We start from the raw sequence: 16,819 nt of genomic DNA, 5'->3' as shown, positions 1-16,819 counted from the left end.
TGACTGATATGGCAATGTTTTAAGTGTCGCGGCCCCTACGTCAATTTGCCGATTCAGCGACTGGTTTTCCCGCCGGAGCCGTGGCATCACATTTCCGATGGAACTCTGGATTGCCTTCACGATCTTTGCCGCAGCGGCGCAGACCCTTCGGTTTGCCCTGCAAAAGGCATTGGGTGCGACCGGGCTTTCGCCGGGGGGCGCGACCTTTGCCCGCTTTCTATTCGCGGCACCGCTGGCGACGGGCGCGGCCTTTGTCCTGTACCGCCAGACCGGCGTTGCGTTGCCGTTTCCCGATCTGCCGTTCTTTGGCTTTGTGCTGGTCGGCGGGGTGGCCCAGATCATCGCGACCGAGCTGACGGTCCGGCTGATGGGGCTGCGCAGCTTTGCGACGGGCATTGCCTTTACCAAGACCGAAGTGCTGCAGGTCGCCGTGGCCTCGGCCCTGATCCTTGGCGAAACCGTGTCCGGGCCTGCTGCCCTGTCGATGGCCATTGGGTTTGCCGGGCTGGTGTGTCTGTCGTTTCCTGCTGGTCGCACAGCGGCGTTTGAGGGGCGTCCGGTCGCTTTTGGCCTTGCGGCGGGCGGGCTGTTTGCGGTGGCCGCCATCTGCTATCGCGGGGCCACGCTGTCGCTGGAACCTGCGCCGTTTCTGCTGCGCGCCCTGCTGGCACTGGCGGCAGCGACGGTGATGCAATCGGTGATCATGGCGGTCTGGCTGGTGCTGCGCGAACCGGGTGAGATCCGGCGCGTGCTGCAAGGCTGGCGCCGAACCGGGCCGGTCGGCATCACCGGGCTGTTGGGCTCGCTGGGCTGGTTTGCGGCGTTTTCCTTGCAGAATGCGGCTTACGTCCGCGCGCTGGGGCAGGTCGAGGTGATCTTTACCCTGCTGTTCTCCACCTTCTACTTCCGCGAAAAACTGGGCCTGCGGGAATTGACCGGGGTGCTTCTGGTTTCACTCTGCGTGATTTTTCTGGTGCTGGAGGGCGTTTGACGCAATCGCCTGGCCGCCTGCCGCCGGGGATAACCCCGGCGGCCAGGATTGTGCGTTCGCTGGTCAGAAATCCCAGTCTTCATCTTCGGTCGCGACCGCCTTGCCGATCACATAAGACGAGCCCGAGCCGGAAAAGAAGTCGTGGTTTTCGCTGTCCGGGCTGAGTGCCGCCAGAATGGCGGGGTTCACCTCGCAGGCGGCGGGCGGGAACAGCGCCTCATAGCCCAGATTCTGCAACGCCTTGTTGGCGTTGTAATGCAGGAAGGCTTTGACATCTTCGGTCAGGCCGATGCCGTCATAAAGCTCGGCGGTATATTTCGCCTCGATGTCATACAGATCGAACATCAGCGCAAAGGCGTAATCCTTCAGCTCGGCCTGCCGCGCCTCTGTCTCGCGCTCCAGCGCGCGCTGGAACTTGTAACCGATGTAATAGCCATGCACCGCCTCGTCGCGGATGATCAGCCGGATCAGATCGGCCGTATTGGTCAGCCGCGCGCGGCTGGACCAGTACATCGGCAGGTAGAACCCGGAGTAGAACAGGAAGCTTTCCAGAAACACGCTTGCGATCTTGCGCTTCAGCGGATCCGCGCCGGGGGCATAATCGGACAGGATCGCGCGGGCCTTGGCCTGCAGATGCGGGTTGTCTTCGGACCAGCGGAACGCTTCGTCCACCTCTTTGGTCGAACACAGGGTCGAGAAGATCGACGAATAGCTGCGGGCATGCACCGCCTCCATAAAGGCGATGTTGGTCAGCACCGCCTCTTCATGCGGGGTCTGGGCATCGGGCAGCAGCGCCGGCGCGCCGACCGTGTTCTGGATCGTGTCGAGCAGCGTCAGCCCGGTGAACACCCGGATCGTCAGCTCGCGCTCTTCGGGCCGCAGCGTGGCCCAGCTTTGCACGTCATTCGACAGCGGCACCTTTTCCGGCAGCCAGAAGTTGACCGTCAGCCGGTTCCAGACCTCCAGATCCTTGTCATCCTGCAGACGGTTCCAGTTGATGGCGCGCGGCACGGCGACCGGGGTGATCGTATCTTTCATTTTCTGTCCTCAAATATCCCACGGGGGTCCGGGGGTGTGAAACCCCCGGCGGGTGCCGTTCTCACAACGTGCAGGAAACGCAGCCCTGCACTTCCGTCCCCTCAAGGGCGGTCTGGCGCAGGCGGATGTAATAGATGGTCTTGATGCCTTTTTTCCACGCGTAGATCTGCGCGCGGTTGATGTCGCGGGTGGTGGCATCCGATGGGAAAAACAGCGTCAGGCTCAGGCCCTGATCGACATGTTCGGTCGCCGCTGCATAGACGTCGATGATCGCCTCCGGCCCGATTTCATAGGCATCGCGATAGTAGTCCAGATTGTCATTGGTCATGAAGGCGGCGGGGTAATAGACCCGGCCGATCTTGCCTTCCTTGCGGATCTCGATCTTGGACACGATCGGGTGGATCGAGCTGGTGGAGTTGTTGATATAGCTGATCGACCCGGTCGGCGGCACCGCCTGCAGGTTGCGGTTATACAGCCCATGCGCCATCACATCGGCGCGCAGGCTGGCCCAGTCCGCGCGGGTGGGCAGCGTGATGTTTGCGAACACCCGCGCCACATCGGGCAGGGCGGGCAGCCAGTCGCGGCTGGTGTATTTGTCAAAGAAGCTGCCATCGGCGTATTTCGACTCGGCAAAGCCCGTGAAGGTCGTGCCCTTTTCCTGCGCCAGCAGGCAAGAGGCGCGGATTGCGTGATAGGCAACGGCGGCGAAATAGACCGAGGTGAACTCCACCCCTTCGGCACTGCCGTAATGGATGCGTTCGCGCGCCAGAAACCCGTGCAGGTTCATCTGGCCCAGACCGACCGCATGCGCCTCGTCATTGCCGCGCCGGATCGACGGCACCGAGTCAATCGCCGACATCTCCGAAACGGCGGTCAGCGCGCGGATCGCGTTTTCCACCGTCGCCCCGAAATCCGGGCCATCCATGGTGGCCGCGATGTTCAGCGAGCCGAGGTTGCAGGAAATATCGCTGCCCATCTGCGCGTAGCTCAGATCCTCGTTGAAGGCGCTGGCCGCGTTCACCTGCAGGATTTCCGAGCACAGGTTCGACATGCTGATCCGCCCGGCAATCGGGTTGGCGCGGTTCACCGTGTCCTCGAACATGATATAGGGATAGCCGGATTCGAACTGGATCTCGGCGATGGTCTGGAAAAACTCACGCGCGTTGATCTTGCGCTTCTTGATGCGCTTGTCGTCCACCATCTCGGCATATTTCTCGGAGACCGAGATTTCCGAGAACGGCACACCGTACACCCGTTCCACATCATGCGGCGAAAACAGGTACATATCCTGATTTTTCTTGGCCAGCTCAAAGGTGATGTCGGGAATGACCACGCCCAGCGACAGGGTCTTGATGCGGATCTTTTCATCCGCATTCTCGCGCTTGGTGTCCAGAAAGCGCAGAATATCCGGGTGGTGTGCGTTCAGATAGACCGCGCCCGCACCTTGGCGCGCGCCCAGTTGGTTGGCATAGGAAAAGCTGTCTTCGAGCAGTTTCATCACCGGGATCACGCCCGAAGACTGGTTCTCGATCCCCTTGATCGGGGCACCGGCCTCGCGCAGGTTGGTCAGCATCAGGGCCACGCCGCCGCCACGCTTCGACAGCTGCAGCGCCGAATTGATGCTGCGCCCGATGGATTCCATATTGTCTTCGATCCGCAGCAGGAAGCACGAGATCAGCTCGCCGCGCTGCGCCTTGCCCGCGTTCAGGAAGGTGGGCGTGGCGGGCTGGAACCGGCCCGCCAGCATCTCTGCCATGAACCGCAGCGCCAGATCTTCATTGCCGCGCGCCAGTGTCAGGGCGACCATCACCACCCGGTCCTCATACCGCTCCAGATAGCGCTGCCCGTCGCGGGTTTTCAGGGTGTAGCTGGTGTAATACTTGAACGCGCCCAGAAAGGTCGGAAAGCGGAACTTGGCGGCATAGGCCGCATCCCAGATCTGGCGGTGAAAGTTGCGCGAATACTGGTCCAGAACGGCGGCCTCATAATAGCCCTCGGCCACCAGATAGCCCAGCTTTTCATCCAGCGAATGAAAGAACACCGTGTTCTGGTTCACATGCTGCAGGAAATACTGCCGTGCGGCCATCCGGTCGGCGTCAAACCGGATGCGGCCCTGATCGTCGTACAGGTTCAGCATGGCATTCAGCGCGTGGTAATCCAGCGCGGGTTTCACGGCGTCAAGCATTCAGTCCCCCAGAAGCGGTCAAGCCCCGCGCGCACGCGGGTTACGTCGGTTTCGGTTCCCGCCAGCTCAAAGCTGTACAGCACGGGTATGGCGCATTTTGCGGCGATCACCTTGCCCGCAAGGGCATAGGTCTCGCCGAAATTCCGGTTTCCGCCGGCGATCACACCCCGGATCAGGGCGCGGCGGGCGGGGTCGTTCAGAAAGGCAATGACCTGCTTTGGCACCGCGCCGCGCCCCATGCCGTCGGCAAAGGTCGGGCAGATCAGCACGTAGGGCAGGGCAGGCGCAGGCATCGGGTCGGCGGGCCGGATCGGGATCCGCGCGGCACTCAGACCAAGCGCCGCGACAAAGCGCGCGGTATTGCCCGAGGCGGACGAATAATAGACCAGCCCGCCCACGTCATCAGGCCAGCTGGCCGATCATGTCGGGGCGGAAACCGGCCCAATGTGCAGCCCCAGCCACCACCACGGGGGCCTGACGGTAGCCCAGCGACATCACCCGCTCCATCGCTTCGGCGTCTTCGGTCAGGTCGATCACGCTATAGGCGATCCCTTTGGCATCCAGCGCGCGGGTCGTGGCGGTGCATTGCACGCAGGCGGGTTTCGAATAAACGGTGATGGTCATGCCCTATGTCCCTTTTGGCAGTGTCTTGCGGGAACAGGCACGGATCAAAGGCAGGACACCCGCCACGATCACGCCCCCATGCCCACCGCACGGTTTCGGTCGTCTGCGTCAAGGCAGGTCTCCTGGCTCGCGGGTCGGGGCTCGGCTGACCTTCCCAAGGGCTAGCCCCCAGTGGCGTTTCAGCGTCGCTCGCCGCTTACAGTTGCGGGGGCAGCACCGGCTTTGGGTCAAGACCCGCACCGGCTTCCCTTTTCATCCCCGAGTCGCCTCGGGTCACCATGACGCTACTAATTGACCCGGAACGCCTTCGGCTGTCAATATGTAGTGGTCGCGTTATTCTGCCGCGAGGGCGGCAGAGGGCGAGGGGATGTAGTTGAGGATCGGCGCAAGCCAGCGTTCGGCCTCGGCCAGATCCATGCCCTTGCGCGCGGCATAGTCGGCAACCTGATCGCGTTCGACCTTGGCCACGCCAAAGTAATAGCTGTCAGGATGGCCGATATAAAGCCCCGAAACCGAAGATCCGGGCCACATCGCCATGCTTTCGGTCAGTTCCACCCCTGTCGCCGCCTCGGCGTCCAGCAGGCGGAACAGGGTCAGCTTTTCGGTGTGGTCGGGCTGTGCCGGATAGCCGGGGGCAGGTCGGATGCCGCGATAGGGCTCGCCCACCAGCTCGTCGGGGGCAAACTGCTCGCCCTCGGCATAGCCCCAGAGTTCGCGCCGCACCCGTTGGTGCAGCATTTCGGCCATAGCCTCGGCAAAACGGTCCGCCAGGGCCTTGACCAGAATGGCGGAGTAATTGTCGTTTTTCTCATCAAACCGCGCTGCGATCGCCGCCTCTTCCGGGCCTGCCGTCACCACAAAGCCACCGACGTAATCGGGCACGGTGCCTTCGGGGGCCACAAAATCGGCCAGCGCCACATTCGGGCGCCCCTCGCGCTTGGCATGTTGCTGGCGCAGGGTGTGCAGCGTGGCGAGCGTCTTGGTGCGGGTCTCATCGGCAAACAGCCGGATATCCTCCCCCACCGCATTTGCGGGCCAGAAGCCCACCACTGCACGCGGGCCGAACCAGCGCTCGGTGATGATGCGCTGCAGCATCTCCTGCGCATCGGCAAACAGCGCGCGGGCGGCCTCGCCCTGCTTTTCATCGTTCAGGATTTTCGGATAGCTGCCCTTCAGCTCCCAAGTCTGGAAGAACGGGGTCCAGTCGATATAGCGGGCGATTTCGGCCAGATCCCAGTCGTCAATCACTTGCGCGCCCAGCCGTTTTGGCGCGGGCACGGCATAGGCCTGCCAGTCCAGCCTCAGCGCATTGGCGCGGGCCTGTGCCAGCGGCAGCCGCTGCTTTGCCCGCTCGTTGCGCTCATGCCGCTCGGCCACCTCGCGGTATTCGTCGCGCAAGGAGGCGATGAACGGACCCTGCTGCTCCGGGCTTAAGAGCGCCGAGACCACCCCCACCGCGCGGCTGGCATCCAGCACATAGACCGCCGGACCGGCATAGCGCGGCGCGATCTTGACGGCGGTGTGCACTTTGGATGTGGTCGCCCCGCCGATCAGCAGCGGAAGGGTAAAGCCCTCGCGCTGCATCTCGGAGGCCAGATGCACCATTTCGTCCAGGCTGGGCGTGATCAGCCCCGACAAGCCGATCACATCGACCTTTTCCTCGCGCGCCACCTGCAAGATCTTTTGTGGCGGCACCATCACGCCCAGGTCGATGATCTCGTAATTGTTGCAGGCCAGTACGACGCCGACGATGTTCTTGCCGATGTCATGCACATCGCCTTTGACCGTCGCCATCAGCACCTTGCCTGCCGTCTGCCGCCCCTCGCCGCCATTGGCCAGCTTTTCGGCATCCATATAAGGCAGCAGCACCGCCACCGCCTGTTTCATCACGCGGGCCGATTTCACCACCTGCGGCAGGAACATCTTGCCCGCGCCGAACAGATCGCCCACCACGTTCATACCCGCCATCAGCGGGCCCTCGATCACATGCAGCGGGCGGTCTGCCAACTGGCGCGCGGCTTCGGTATCGGCTTCGATGAATTCGGTGATGCCGTTGACCAGCGCATGTTCCAGCCGCTTTTCCACCGGCCAGTCACGCCAGGCCAGATCGCGCAGCTTTTCCTCGCGCGCGCCGCCCTTGAAGCGGTCGGCGATCTCCAGCAGGCGGTCGGTGCCATCAGTGCGGCGGTTGAGCACCACATCTTCGCAGGCCTCGCGCAATTCCGGGTCAATCTGGTCATAAACCACCAGCTGCCCGGCATTGACGATGCCCATATCCATGCCCGCCTGAATGGCATGGTACAGGAACACTGCATGCATCGCCTCGCGCACGGTATCATTGCCGCGAAAGCTGAACGACAGGTTCGACACCCCGCCCGAGACATGGGCATGCGGCAGGTTCTGCCTGATCCAGCGCGTCGCTTCCAGAAAATCAACGCCGTAATTGTTGTGCTCTTCAATCCCGGTGGCCACGGCAAAGATATTGGGGTCAAAGATGATGTCTTCGGGTGGGAATCCCACTTCCTCGACCAGAATGCGATAGGCGCGGGCGCAGATTTCGGTCTTGCGGGCAAAGCTGTCGGCCTGTCCGGCCTCGTCAAACGCCATCACCACGACCGCTGCGCCATAGGCCAGGCACAGCTCTGCCTGATGCCGGAACGCGGCTTCGCCCTCTTTCATGCTGATCGAGTTCACCACCGGCTTGCCCTGCACGCATTTCAGGCCCGCCTCGATCACCTCCCATTTGGAGCTGTCGATCATCACCGGCACGCGGGCGATATCTGGTTCTGCTGCCAGCAGGTTCAGAAACTCGACCATCGCGGATTTCGAGTCGATCAGACCCTCATCCATGTTGATGTCGATGATCTGCGCGCCGTTCTCGACCTGATCGCGCGCCACCTCCAGCGCTGCGGCATAGTCGCGGTTGACGATCAGTTTGCGGAACCGGGCCGAGCCGGTCACATTGGTCCGCTCGCCGATGTTCACAAACGGAATGTCCGGGGTCAGGACAAAGGGCTCCAGCCCCGACAGGCGCAGATAGGGGGTCATGTCACGATCCTTGGGGCTTGGCCTGCCACGGCATCGGCGATGGCCTTGATATGCTCGGGCGTGGTGCCGCAGCAGCCGCCGACCACATTCACCAGCCCCTCACGCGCAAACCCGGCAATCTGGGCCGCCGTCTCGTCCGGGCCCTCGTCATATTGGCCAAAGGCATTGGGCAACCCGGCATTGGGATAGGCGCAGATGAAGGTGGGGGCCACGCCCGCCAGTTCGGCCAGATGCGGCCGCATGGCAGATGCCCCCAGCGCGCAGTTCAAGCCCACGGTAAAGGGCCGGGCATGGGCGACCGAATGCCAGAACGCGGTCGGCGTCTGGCCCGACAGTGTGCGCCCTGAGGCATCGGTGATGGTGCCCGAAATCATCAAGGGCAGGCGATAGCCGGTTTCGGCAAACACCTCGAAACAGGCGAAAATCGCCGCCTTGGCGTTCAGCGTGTCAAAGATCGTCTCGATCAGGATCAGATCCGCCCCGCCCGCCACCAGCCCGCGCACCTGCTGGCCATAGGCGATGCGCAGATCATCGAACGTCACAGCGCGGTAGCCCGGATCGTTCACATCGGGGCTCAGGCTGGCGGTCCGGTTTGTCGGCCCCACCGCCCCGGCCACAAAGCGCGGCCGCCCGTCCATCGCCGTCGCCCGGTCCAGCGCGCGGCGCACGATGCGCGCGCCTTCGGCGTTCAGATCGTGAACCGCGTTTTCCATCCCGTAATCGGCCTGCGCGATGGTGGTGGCCGAAAAGGTGTTGGTCTCGACAATATCGGCCCCCGCCATGGCGTAACGGAAATGGATGTCCTCGATCGCCTGCGGCTGGGTCAGGATCAACAGGTCATTGTTGCCCTTTTGCGGATGCTCTGAATGGTGGCGGCAGACGTGACCCGAGCCATGGCCGCCATAATCCTCCTCGGACAGCCCCAGATTCTGGATCTGCGTTCCCATCGCGCCGTCAAGGATCAGGATGCGTTCTCGGGCCAGTATGGCCAGCTGAGAAAGGCGGGGGCTGTGGTCAAGCATGGGGCAGGGTCACTTCCAATGTCAGGAAAGCGAGACCTTACAGCAGTTGTCAGCATGACGGAAATTCATACTTCTAATAAAAATTATGAATCCCGCGCAAGTTCGTTCTGCCTTGCCGGTTGCCAGAGGCAAGGGGAACAACCCCAAAGCTGAGGTCACCTCAGACCGCAGCTTTGGGATGAGCCCGAGAGATCAGACATCCACGCTCACATCGCCAATCGGAACCGAGCAGCAGGCAAGGATATACCCCTCCGCAACTTCGTCTTCCGAAATGCCGCCGTTATGCACCATATGCACATCGCCCGACAGCTTGCGGATCTTGCAGGTGCCACACAGGCCAAAGGTGCAGCCGGACGGAATGTTCAGCCCCGACTGCTTGGCCACCGACAGCACGGTATCGGTTTCCGAACAGGCCGCCGTGACCCCCGAGGCGGCAAAGCGGATCGACGCGCTGGTGCCCGCATCGGGCACCACATCGTCATGCACCGGCACCTCGGCCAGTGTCCGCGCCGGCGCGCCAAAGCTTTCCTGATGATACTGGTCCATGTTGTAGCCAAGCGAGACCAGCATCTCGCGCACGCCCTGCATGAACGGCTCTGGTCCGCAGCAGAACACCTCGCGCTCCAGATAATCCGGGGCCATCAGCCCCAGCATGATCTGGCTCAGCCGCCCCTGATAGCCCGACCACGCGCGGAACGGATCCGGCTCTTCGACCGTGAACCGCAGCTTCAGCCCCGGAACGCGGTTGGCAAACTGCTCCAGCCGTTCGCGAAAGATGATGTCAGAGGGCCGCCGCGCCGCGTGGACAAAGGCGATGTCCGGCATCGTGCCCGAATCCCAGGCCCAGGTCGTCATCGACATCATCGGGGTGATGCCCGACCCCGCCGAGATGAACAGGTACTTCTGCGCCGGGTGTCGGTGAAAGCTGAAAATCCCGCTGGGCCCGAAGGCCTTTATCCGCATCCCCGGTTTCAGATGATCCAGCATCCAGCGCGTGCCGATGCTGTTCGCCTGCGCCTTGACCGTGACAGAGATCGACAGCGGGCGGGAGGGCGACGAGGAAATGGTATAGGTCCGCTGCACATTCCCGCCCGGCACCGGCAAATCCAGCGTGATGAACTGACCGGGCTGGTAGTCGAACCACGCGCCCGACGGCGCGCGAAAGGTGAAGGTGGCGGTGTCGGCCACATCGGGCACCACCATCGCGCATTCCAGCGGCTCGGAGTCGCGCCACGGCTTGCCCGACCAGTTGATTTTCGTCTCCATCATTCCGCCGCCTGTGCCGGTTGCGGCGCAAGCCGATCAGCCATCAGCGTGCAATACCAGTCGACGAACTGGATCACGCCTTCTTCCTGAATCGGCGAGTAGGGGCCGGGTTCATAGGCCGGGGACAGAATGCCCTTCTGGTTTTCCTCGACCACCTGACGGTCTTCGTCATTGGTGGCCAGCCACACCTCGGTCAGCGTTTTCAGATCGTAGTCGACCCCTTCGACCGCGTCCTTGTGCACCAGCCAGGTCGTCGTCACCTCGGTTTGCGTCGCACTCACCGGCAGCACCCGGAAGGTGATGGCGTGATCGCCCAGGAAATGGTTCCAGGTGTTGGGGTAGTGATACATCAGCAGGCTGCCCGCATCGTTGAACGGCATCGTCCCCATGCGCCGGGCCACTGCGGCCTTTGTGCTCATCGTATAGCTTTCGGCGTTGTTCAGCAGCGGAATCCGCGCCAGCCGCCATTGAAACGCCGGGTGATGGACAAAGCGCGATGGCAGGCCCGCCGCTTCGCAACGGTCCCAATGCTCCAGAATCTCCGGGCTGGCCGAATGCGGCCCATCCATCGCACCCATCTTGGGATTGTCCGAGAAGGTGCGGCACAGCGATGGGTGCGAGCCGCCACAATGATAGCATTCGCGGTTGTTCTCGATCACCAGCTTCCAGTTGCCGTTTTCGATGATGCTCGACGTGAACGCCACCTTGGCATCGCCCAGGCCCGACGGCGCCAGATAGGTCATCGCGGTCTTGGCCAGATCGGCAATCGGCGGCGGAACAGCGGCCAGACAGATATAGATGACACCGCTCAGATCGACGCAATGCACCTTTTTCAGGCCAAAGGCCTGCGGGTTGAAATCCTCGCCCATGTCACGGGCAAAGATCAGCTTGCCCTCCAGATCATAGGTCCATTGGTGATAGGGGCAGACCAGATTGGTCGTCGACCCCGACACCTTGGCGCACAGCCGTTGCCCGCGATGGCGGCAGACGTTGTGAAAGGCGCGGATGCGCATGTCCTTGCCGCGGATCACAACCACCGGATAGGCCCCGACCTGCATCGTTGCATAGGCACCGGGCTTTGCCAGCTCGCAGGCCGGAACGGCAAAGATCCATTCCTTGTACCAGATGGCCTCCAGATCCGTCTGGTAAACGCCCGGATCGGCATAAAGCTCGCGCGACAGAGAGAAATCCGGTTTCCGCGACCGGATCTGCGCGTATGTGTCGCCTTGGCTGAGCATCTTGACCTCGCTTGCCCCATGCCTCCCCGCATGAGAACGGTGGATAGTGATATACGGCAGGGGGGCGACGGGGCCGCAGGGGGGCACAATCCGACCCCTGCATGCCCCACCGCTGCCGCGGTGTGCGTCTCGGTGCAGGGCTGGTTTCCGGGCTGAAGAGCGGGCCTTGCGGCCCGGACGCGACACCTTCCCAAGGGCAGAGGCCCCCAGTGGTCTATGTCACGCCGCTCTCCCTTTACCGTTGCGGGGGCAGCGCCGGAATTGCACCGGCTTCCCAATGCTCCGCTGTCGCCAGCGGCACCTTGCCCAGGCACCATATAACAGGGCCGGAAATGCCGCATAGCAGCGGCGACTTTGCATCATCAATTTCCGACGCGCCGCCGCCGGTTGCGCCCGGCTGCGGATGCACTCAGGAAGGGGCTTGACTATCCTGATAGATTTAGTAGGTATTTATCACCCACCGAAAGAACCGGGCGCAGACCCCGGGACGGACAGGCAGCGTTTCAAACCGGACCGCGTGGTGACTTTCCTCTTTCCCTCACGCCGCGCGGTCCAGCCAAAAGGGGATCCCATGTCCGCGTTCCGGGGTGCAACGAACCATATCAGACGCTGCGGCCAGCCCGGCCCGCGTGAGCGGCTGCTTGCCGGATCTGGCTTTGACAGTTTCGAGATCCGCGCGCTGGAGGTGATGCGGTTGATTTTCGCCGGGATGAGCAAAACCCGGCCCCGCTATGCGCCAGACGTTGCACAGGTGGCCCACACCCTGTTCGGCTGCCACCGGGGCGGCATCCTGCTGGCAGGGTTGACGGCTTTCGTGCAGACCATGGCGATCTCGCGCAGCGAAACCTTCCGCTATGCCAATCCGTTCTGCGCAGGCTGTGCCGCGGTGATGACCGAGAACGAGCTGCATCTGCTCCGCATTCTGCACCACAGCCGCCGGGGCAGCACCGGCCGCGCGATGACCTATGCGCTGCTTTTGTGCGACGCCCGCCCGGTTGCCGCTCTGCTGGATGCGGCCGCCGATCTGGCAAGCCTTGCCCCGTTGACGGCAGAGGCCACCTTGCCGCCCGGAGTCTGAGCGTCACAGCGACAGGAGCCCGGCAGATGTCAGGCTCCGGACCGGAACGGAAGAGCAACTCTTGCCCGGTATGCCCCGGTCATGACAGCGGATTGCGGGTGGAAAGCTGCGCCTCCGGCGGGAGTATTTGGCAAGCAGCAATGCAAAGAGCGGACCGTAAGCCATTGCTGCTTTTGAAATACTCCCGCCGGAGGCGTCCTTCAGGTGGTGCCTGTGCATGGTCCTTTGCACTGCTGGCGCAGGTGTCGCGATCAGTGGTGACCGGCACTGTGTTGAACAGGATCTTACAATTGCCTAAGCCGTCAGAGTCGGCAGCTGCTGCACAAAAGCTGCGCGCGAGCGCGTATAGACTGCCTGAACCTCGGCCAGCGGCAGATCGGTGTCGCCTGACTCGGCCCGGCTTTCGCAGCTTCGGGCGATCTCTGACAGATCGGTAAAGCCAAGGGTCAGGGCGGTGCCCTTGAGGGCGTGAAAGGCCGCCTGCATCTGCCCGGCTGTGGATGCGTCGCCAAGACCCGCGACGGACTGATCCGCCTCGTCCAGAAACAAGGTCACAACCTCGGCAAAGGCACTGGTGCCGATCGTTTGCTTCAGCTCGGCTACGCGGTCCCAGTCAATCATCTTACCGTCATTCCTTTGGCTTTTCCGACTATGACTGACTGACGCCTGTCAGCCTCTGTCTGTCTGACCTGCTGCGTTTTGCCACGCAGAACAGATTGCAACAACCCGCTGCGTGCAAGACGGGGCCGATCCTTTGGACTGAGTCCAACCTGTCACAGGCCGCGCAGATCCGAGCGGTGGTCCCGCACGGTTTTTGCGGTGGGAGTTCGGGCTGACAGTCCCGTGTCAGTGAAGGGCTCTGCCTTGATCGACGCTGCGATTCCGGCGATCATTTTGCGTGGCGGGCATGTTCCGTCCCGTCTGATCTGGCCTCGCCGCTTTGCTGCGCGCGCAACATGCCTCATGTGACGCGTCCACCTATATCTGATGTTGCGCTCTTGTCGGTTCCTGTGTTCATATCGGATCTCGTGAATATACCCGTCGTTTTGTGATTGCAGGGGATTTGACACCGCCTCCTGAATGCCGTTTACGCTACGTCAAATCGCACAAAGCCGGGCTTTCACGGCCCGAAAAAGGAACCAGATTGACCATCACAGTTGAAATCAGTGTCGTTGTCCTGATTGCCGCAACGATGGCGCTGTTTTCGCTGTTGATCGGATTTATGGAACGCCGGAACCGCAATCTTGATACCGATCTGAGGCGCGCGAACACCAGGCTTTGCGGATCAAATGTTGCGTTTCTGATTGCGTCAATCACGCTGCTGTTCCACCCTGATCTGCCGTTCTGGCTGAGCGCGTGCATCATCATCACCGGGGCACATCTGGGCATTCTGTTCGGCTTTTTCGCAATGCATCAGGCATTGAAAGTGCGCCCACCCTACCGGATCTTTGCGGCAATCTGTTCGGTCAACATCGGATTGCAATGCGTCTTTGCGGTAGGCGGGCCTGGTCTGGCCTTTCTGTTTGTCAGCACCTCGATCATCAACGGGGTGATGACGCTGGCAATGGGGCTGATCATCCTGCGCCTGTCGCGCCCCTATGAGCGGGAGTTGCGGCTGCTGGTCAGCTTTCCGTTTTTTGTGATCGCCACAGGCTATACGCTGCGACTGGTTCTGATGGCATCGGGCGCACCTATGGCGGTTCTGGTCACGGCGACCGCGCTGATTGCCTTCGTGCTGGCCTATTCCGCCCTGCAATGGTGCTTTGGCCTGATCGCCCTGCGCGCTGCCCGTCTGAACATGTCACTGACCCTTGAACGCCAGCGGGCACAGGAACTGGCGGACTCGCGGGCGCGGTTTCTGGCGCATATGAGCCATGAAATCCGTACTCCGCTGAATTCGGTTCTGGGGCTGGCCGATGTCTTGCAGGGCATGGTCCGGCAACCCGAGGCAAAGGATATGATCGGTCATATCCAGCATTCAGGCGACCTGCTGATCCGCATCCTCAACGACATTCTGGATGTCTCGAAGCTGGAGGCAAATGCGGTCACGCTGGAGCAGCGCCCGTTTGACATCAACGCCCTGTTGCGCCAGATCACTGCCACCCACGGTGCGAAATGCCAGGATCACAGGCTTGCGTTGCATGTCGACCTGCACCCCGAGGCGGCAGCCTGCTGGCTGGGTGATCCGCACCGGATAGACCAGATCCTGCAGAATGTGGTCGGAAACGCGATCAAATTCACCGAGGCCGGCACTGTCCGGGTCTCGGCCAGCGGCACAGATCGGTTGCAGCTGGTGGTCGAAGACACCGGCATCGGCATGACCGACGCGCAGATCGCCCGGATGTTCAATGAATTCAGTCAGGCAGATGAAGGCATCACCCGGCGTTTTGGCGGCACCGGGCTGGGAATGGCGATTGTGCACCGGCTGGTCACCGCGATGGGCGGCACCATTCAGGTGCAAAGCCAGTTCGGTAAGGGAACCCGGTTTACCATTGCGCTCCCGCTACCGCGTGTCGAACCTGTTGGCCTCACGCTGGTTGAGGTGCCGCCGCTGCCGACTGCGGATTTCTCCACGCTGACCGTACTGTGTGCCGATGACAGCAAAGGCAACCTGATGGTGTTGCGCGCGATGCTGCGCCAGTTGGGGATCGAGCCGCATATTGCCGAAGACGGCCACACCGCGATTGCGATTGCCGAGCATCAGGCGTTTGATCTTTATCTGCTGGATATTTCGATGCCGGGCTTTTCCGGCATCGAAACCCTGCATCGTCTGCGCCAGATCGAAAACGATCTTGTCCGTCCGCCTGCCTATGCCGCTGCGGCTACGGCGAATGCGCTGACCCCGGATCTGGCCCTTTATCTGAGCGCCGGGTTTGACGCACATTTGCCCAAACCCATCCGGCTGGAGGCGCTGCGTGCGGTGCTGGAGGCCAGCCTTGCAGAACAGTGCAAGAGGGCGATCCTGCCTGGTGCCGTTGCGGGCGGGGATCAGCCGAAGCTGGCCCTTGCCGCCGTTGCCGGCGGCTGAGCCTGCCGCTGTGCTATTGTTCTGTGCAGGTATTTCGTGCGCGGCAATGGCGTTTTGGGGTCGTCCTGTCAGCCTGTTATTTCGCCTGCCGGTGCTGGGCAAAGAACCGCAGCATTTCACGCGACGCATCGGGGCCTTCGGGGTCGGTATAGCTGCCATCCGGTTGCCCGCCTGACCACGCATGGCCCGCGCCTTCGATCTGCCAATGCTCGGCGATGCTACGGCCCTTTTTATCGTCGTGGCGGATGTGGCGATAGCTGCGGCCCCGCTCTGACGTGCCGGAATTCTCGATCTGTTTCAATCCTGACCGGGCCTGCACCATCTGTGCAATCACTGCCGTCCCGTTGTCGGGGTGCACGGTGCTGTCGGCCAGCCCGTGAAACACGATCACCGGGACAGATCCGGTCTGCGCCTTGCCCGACGCGCCGCTGCGCATCGCCGAGAGTGCCGACATCACATCCTGAGCTCCGCCGACAGGCAGGCCAGAATGCACCCCGGCCGCTGCAATGAGGTCAGGATAGGCCGCCCCCATGATCGCTGCCGCTGCCCCGCCTGCTGACAGACCGGCAACATAGACCCGGTCTGCATCTGCCGGGTGATCGCGCAGAATGTCGCGGATGATTCCGGCAATCACCGCAGGCTCGCCACGATCGCGCGCCTGATCTTCGGGGCGAAACCAGTTCCAGCATTTCTGCATGTTCGCGCCCTGCGGCTGCGCGGGCCATGCGACCAGATAGCCTGCCTCTTCCGCCAGCGCATTCATGCCGGTTCCGGCGGCAAAGTCCTCGGGGGTCTGGGTGCAGCCGTGCAGCATTACGATCAGCGGCATCGGACCTTTGGCCTTGCGCGCGGGAACATACAGCCGGTAGTCGCGGCTGCCTTGTGGGCTGGTGTGGCTCAGCGTCAGGAATTGTGCGTCAGTCGGCAGATCCGGCGCAGAGACGACCTGTCCCATACCCGGCATTCCGCCTGTCGCAAGGCTGCGCAGCGTCTCTCCCAGGCTTTTGCGGCGGGCGCGCGGTGCAGGTTTCGTCGCAGTTTTTCTGGCTTTGGCTTTTTGTGTTTTCTGCGGTTCCGGGTCGGGAGGCGTGTCGCCGACCGGGGTACAGGTGCCCTCGATCACGTCCTTGTCTGCAAGGCCGGGGACCACGGCACCCTCTTGCGGCGGTGCGTCGGTTCCGGCCTTGGGGCGCAGCAGCGACTGGATCAGCGCGGTTGCCTCGGTCAGCTTGCCTGCGCGCGTCAGCTGGCTGGCATGAGCCATATCACGTCCGAAAATTTTGGTCATACTCTACCTCTGG

General features: G+C 62.4%; 13 protein-coding genes and 2 riboswitches. Of the genes, 3 read left to right on the top strand and 10 right to left on the bottom strand.

Translation table 11 applies throughout. The features are described 5' to 3' along the window. Positions 1–97: 97 nt before the first annotated feature. A complete protein-coding gene (locus D1012_RS14690; RefSeq protein WP_118153715.1) occupies positions 98–991 on the top strand; it encodes an EamA family transporter in 894 nt (297 codons plus the stop codon). A 63-nt stretch (positions 992–1,054) separates the two neighbouring features. On the opposite strand, the gene nrdF is transcribed toward D1012_RS14690, so the two are convergent. The 8 genes from nrdF to D1012_RS14650 form a co-directional block, all read right to left on the bottom strand. Next, the gene (nrdF, locus tag D1012_RS14685; protein ID WP_118153711.1) at positions 1,055–2,029 is read right to left on the bottom strand and encodes a class 1b ribonucleoside-diphosphate reductase subunit beta; all 975 of its coding nucleotides are present in this window, start codon (positions 2,027–2,029) and stop codon (positions 1,055–1,057) included. 61 nt (positions 2,030–2,090) lie between these two features. Further along, positions 2,091–4,214, bottom strand: a complete 2,124-nt coding sequence (nrdE, locus tag D1012_RS14680) for a class 1b ribonucleoside-diphosphate reductase subunit alpha (protein ID WP_118153708.1) — start codon at positions 4,212–4,214, stop codon at positions 2,091–2,093. Further along, complete coding sequence (nrdI, locus tag D1012_RS14675; protein ID WP_118153705.1) at positions 4,199–4,612, bottom strand: class Ib ribonucleoside-diphosphate reductase assembly flavoprotein NrdI; 414 nt, start codon at positions 4,610–4,612, stop codon at positions 4,199–4,201. The genes nrdE and nrdI overlap by 16 nt, the downstream gene beginning before the upstream one ends. A gap of 4 nt (positions 4,613–4,616) precedes the next feature. Beyond that, a complete protein-coding gene (nrdH, locus tag D1012_RS14670) occupies positions 4,617–4,838 on the bottom strand; it encodes a glutaredoxin-like protein NrdH (RefSeq protein ID WP_118153702.1) in 222 nt (73 codons plus the stop codon). A 95-nt stretch (positions 4,839–4,933) separates the two neighbouring features. Then, positions 4,934–5,134, bottom strand: a riboswitch (cobalamin riboswitch). A gap of 37 nt (positions 5,135–5,171) precedes the next feature. Continuing rightward, entirely contained in the window at positions 5,172–7,886 is a 2,715-nt protein-coding gene (gene metH, locus D1012_RS14665; RefSeq protein WP_118153699.1) for a methionine synthase, read from the bottom strand. Then, entirely contained in the window at positions 7,883–8,908 is a 1,026-nt protein-coding gene (locus tag D1012_RS14660) for a homocysteine S-methyltransferase family protein (protein ID WP_118153696.1), read from the bottom strand. The genes metH and D1012_RS14660 overlap by 4 nt, the downstream gene beginning before the upstream one ends. A gap of 192 nt (positions 8,909–9,100) precedes the next feature. After that, complete coding sequence (locus D1012_RS14655) at positions 9,101–10,177, bottom strand: FAD-binding oxidoreductase (protein WP_118153692.1); 1,077 nt, start codon at positions 10,175–10,177, stop codon at positions 9,101–9,103. Further along, on the bottom strand, positions 10,174–11,412 hold the full coding sequence (locus tag D1012_RS14650; RefSeq protein WP_118153689.1) for an aromatic ring-hydroxylating oxygenase subunit alpha: 1,239 nt from the start codon (positions 11,410–11,412) through the stop codon (positions 10,174–10,176). The genes D1012_RS14655 and D1012_RS14650 overlap by 4 nt, the downstream gene beginning before the upstream one ends. 121 nt (positions 11,413–11,533) lie before the next feature. After that, positions 11,534–11,732, bottom strand: a riboswitch (cobalamin riboswitch). 251 nt (positions 11,733–11,983) lie between these two features. Between D1012_RS14650 and D1012_RS14645 the strand changes: the two genes are divergently transcribed. After that, positions 11,984–12,490 carry a hypothetical protein gene (locus D1012_RS14645; RefSeq protein ID WP_118153687.1) on the top strand — a complete coding sequence of 169 codons (507 nt, stop codon included), beginning with the start codon at positions 11,984–11,986 and terminating at the stop codon, positions 12,488–12,490. 294 nt (positions 12,491–12,784) lie between these two features. On the opposite strand, the gene D1012_RS14640 is transcribed toward D1012_RS14645, so the two are convergent. Next, positions 12,785–13,111, bottom strand: a complete 327-nt coding sequence (locus D1012_RS14640; protein WP_118153683.1) for an Hpt domain-containing protein — start codon at positions 13,109–13,111, stop codon at positions 12,785–12,787. Positions 13,112–13,634: 523 nt separating this feature from the next. Here D1012_RS14640 and D1012_RS14635 point away from each other — a divergent pair. After that, positions 13,635–15,518 (top strand): ATP-binding protein, encoded by a 1,884-nt coding sequence (locus D1012_RS14635; protein WP_118153679.1) that lies wholly within the window; start codon positions 13,635–13,637, stop codon positions 15,516–15,518. Between the two features lie 76 nt (positions 15,519–15,594). Here D1012_RS14635 and D1012_RS14630 read toward each other — a convergent pair whose 3' ends face one another. Then, positions 15,595–16,806, bottom strand: a complete 1,212-nt coding sequence (locus tag D1012_RS14630) for an extracellular catalytic domain type 1 short-chain-length polyhydroxyalkanoate depolymerase (protein ID WP_118153676.1) — start codon at positions 16,804–16,806, stop codon at positions 15,595–15,597. Between the last annotated feature and the right edge of the window lie 13 nt (positions 16,807–16,819).

The organism is Pseudotabrizicola alkalilacus, from assembly GCF_003443995.1.
Classification (GTDB): Bacteria; Pseudomonadota; Alphaproteobacteria; order Rhodobacterales; family Rhodobacteraceae; genus Pseudotabrizicola; species Pseudotabrizicola alkalilacus.
The sequence above is the reverse complement of the archived record's forward strand: the minus strand, read 5'-3'. Positions and strand labels throughout refer to the sequence as shown.